This window comes from Synechococcus sp. CS-1326, assembly GCF_025128115.1.
Classification (GTDB): Bacteria; Cyanobacteriota; Cyanobacteriia; order PCC-6307; family Cyanobiaceae; genus Regnicoccus.
Genome location: NZ_JAHLYV010000008.1, coordinates 1 through 3,017 on the forward strand (window position 1 = coordinate 1; position 3,017 = coordinate 3,017).

Annotated in this window: 1 rRNA gene; it reads right to left on the bottom strand. The window is 54.7% G+C overall.

Features of this window, described 5'->3' with window-relative positions:
• Positions 1–27 precede the first annotated feature (27 nt).
• Positions 28–2,915, bottom strand: a 23S ribosomal RNA gene (locus KQ307_RS01665).
• Positions 2,916–3,017 lie beyond the last annotated feature (102 nt).

The window sequence follows — 3,017 nt, forward strand, 5'->3', positions numbered from 1 at the left end:
CCATGCTTCATTGAGCAAAGCCAAGTGTTGGTCAAGCCCTCGGTCTATTAGTACTCCTCCGCTTCACGCATTGCTGCGCTTCCACGTAGAGCCTATCAACGGGTGTTCTTCCCGTGACCTTACTGGCTTCAGCCATGAGAACACTCATCTTGAGGTGGGCTTCCCACTTAGATGCTTTCAGCGGTTATCCTCTCCGCACATGGCTACCCAGCGTTTACCGTTGGCACGATAACTGGTACACCAGAGGTGCGTTCCTCCCGGTCCTCTCGTACTAGGGAGAACTCCTCTCAATGTTCTTACGCATGCACCGGATATGGACCGAACTGTCTCACGACGTTCTGAACCCAGCTCGCGTACCGCTTTAATGGGCGAACAGCCCAACCCTTGGGACCGACTTCAGCCCCAGGTTGCGATGAGCCGACATCGAGGTGCCAAACCTCCCCGTCGATGTGAACTCTTGGGGGAGATCAGCCTGTTATCCCTAGAGTAACTTTTATCCGTTGAGCGACGGCCCTTCCACTCAGAACCGTCGGATCACTAAAGCCGACTTTCGTCCCTGTTCGACTTGTTGGTCTCACAGTCAAGCTTGCTTCTGCTTTTACACTCGTCGGCTGATTTCCAACCAGCCTGAGCAAACCTTTGCGCGCCTCCGTTACCTTTTAGGAGGCGACCGCCCCAGTCAAACTGCCCACCTGATACTGTCCAGCCCCCGGATAACGGGTGGCTGTTAGAACCCTAGCTCGCAAAGAGTGGTATCTCACCGTTGGCTCACCATCACCCACAAGCAATGGATCAATGCCTCCCACCTATCCTGCGCATTGCGAGCCCGGGCACAATACCAAGCTACAGTAAAGCTTCATAGGGTCTTTCTGTCCGGGTGCACGTAGTCCGCATCTTCACAGACAATTCTATTTCGCCGAGCCTCTCTCCGAGACAGCGCCCAGATCGTTACGCCTTTCGTGCGGGTCGGAACTTACCCGACAAGGAATTTCGCTACCTTAGGACCGTTATAGTTACGGCCGCCGTTCACCGGGGCTTCAGTCGCCAGCTTCGCTTTCGCTGACCAGCTTCCTTAACCTTCCGGCACTGGGCAGGCGTCAGCCCCCATACATCGTCTTGCGACTTAGCGGAGACCTGTGTTTTTGGTAAACAGTCGCCTGGGCCTCTTCACTGCGACCACCTTGCGGTGGCACCCCTTCTCCCGAAGTTACGGGGCCATTTTGCCGAGTTCCTTAGAGAGAGTTATCTCGCGCCCCTCGGTATTCTCTACCACCCCACCTGTGTCGGTTTCGGGTACAGGCCGTCATGCCTTAACGGGTATAGGGCTTTTCTTGGAAGCTTGACATCACCCACTTCGCTGCCGTAGCAGCTCGTGCTCACGCCTCAGCTCAGAGCGTTTTCTCCGCTCCTCAACGCCTTGAACGCTTGAACCAGTAACCAACATCTGGCTGGGCTAGCCTTCTCCGTCCCCCTTCCCAAAACATGACAGGTACAGGAATGTTGACCTGTTGTCCATCGACTACGCCTTTCGGCCTCGCCTTAGGTCCTGACTAACCCTCCGCGGACGAGCCTGCCGGAGGAACCCTTAGGGTTTCGGGGCATGGGATTCTCACCCATGTTTTCGCTACTCAAGCCGACATTCTCACTTCCATGCAGTCCACGCCCGCTTACGCTAACGCTTCACCCCACATGGAACGCTCCCCTACCATTCGAATGTTCCTAAGAACAATTAAATCCGCAGCTTCGGTACAATGCTTAGCCCCGTTCATTTTCGGCGCAGGATCGCTCGACCAGTGAGCTATTACGCACTCCTTTGAGGATGGCTGCTTCTAGGCAAACCTCCTGGTTGTCTGGGCAATCCCACCTCCTTTATCACTCAGCATTGATTTGGGGACCTTAGCTGGCGGTCTGGGCTGTTTCCCTTTCGACCATGGAGCTTATCCCCCACAGTCTGACTGCCTAGTTTCACACAGGGTATTCAGAGTTCGTATCGATTTGGTACCGCTCTCGCAGCCCGCACCGAAACGGTGGCTTTACCCCCCTGCTATAGCACTAGACGCTACGCCTCAACGTATTTCGGGGAGAACCAGCTAGCTCCGGGTTCGATTGGCATTTCACCCCTAACCACAGCTCATCCGCTGATTTTTCAACATCAGTCGGTTCGGACCTCCACTTGGTATCACCCAAGCTTCATCCTGGCCATGGTTAGATCACCCGGGTTCGGGTCTATAAACACTGACGATCGCCCTATTCAGACTCGCTTTCGCTATGGCTCCACCATTACCGGTTTAACCTGCCAGTGCCTATAAGTCGCCGGCTCATTCTTCAACAGGCACACGGTCACCCGATCAGTCGGGCTCCCATTGCTTGTAAGCTCACGGTTTCATGTTCTATTTCACTCCCCTCCCGGGGTTCTTTTCACCTTTCCCTCGCGGTACTGTTGCGCTATCGGTCACACAGGAGTACTTAGCCTTACGAGGTGGTCCTCGCAGATTCATACGGAATTTCACGTGCTCCGTACTACTCGGGATACAGCTAGGCCAGTTTCGTTTTCGAGTACGGGGCTTTCACCCTCTCTGGCGCGCCATTCAAACGCTTCCTCTAACGTCCCTGGTCCACATTGCTGTCCCACAACCCCGATGGCCTAAGCCATCGGTTTAGGCTCTTCCCCGTTCGCTCGCCGCTACTCAGGGAGTCGTTTTTACTTTCCTTTCCTCCAGCTACTAAGATGTTTCAGTTCGCTGGGTTGGCTCGAGCCAGCCTATGGATTCAGCTGGCCGTTCTAGGGGTTGCCCCATTCGGAAATTCCCGGATCAAAGCGTGTTTCCAGCTCCCCGAGACTTATCGCAGGTAACTACGTCCTTCATCGCCTCTGTGTGCCAAGGTATCCACCGTGAGCCCTTTGTAGCTTGACCAATGTTTCTCTCCATGCCATTGCTGCGGTTGTACGCAGATTCTCTTGCTTTCCATCGGCCTATCCTGCTCTCCTGGCCTAAACCAGGCTGATTACAACCTCC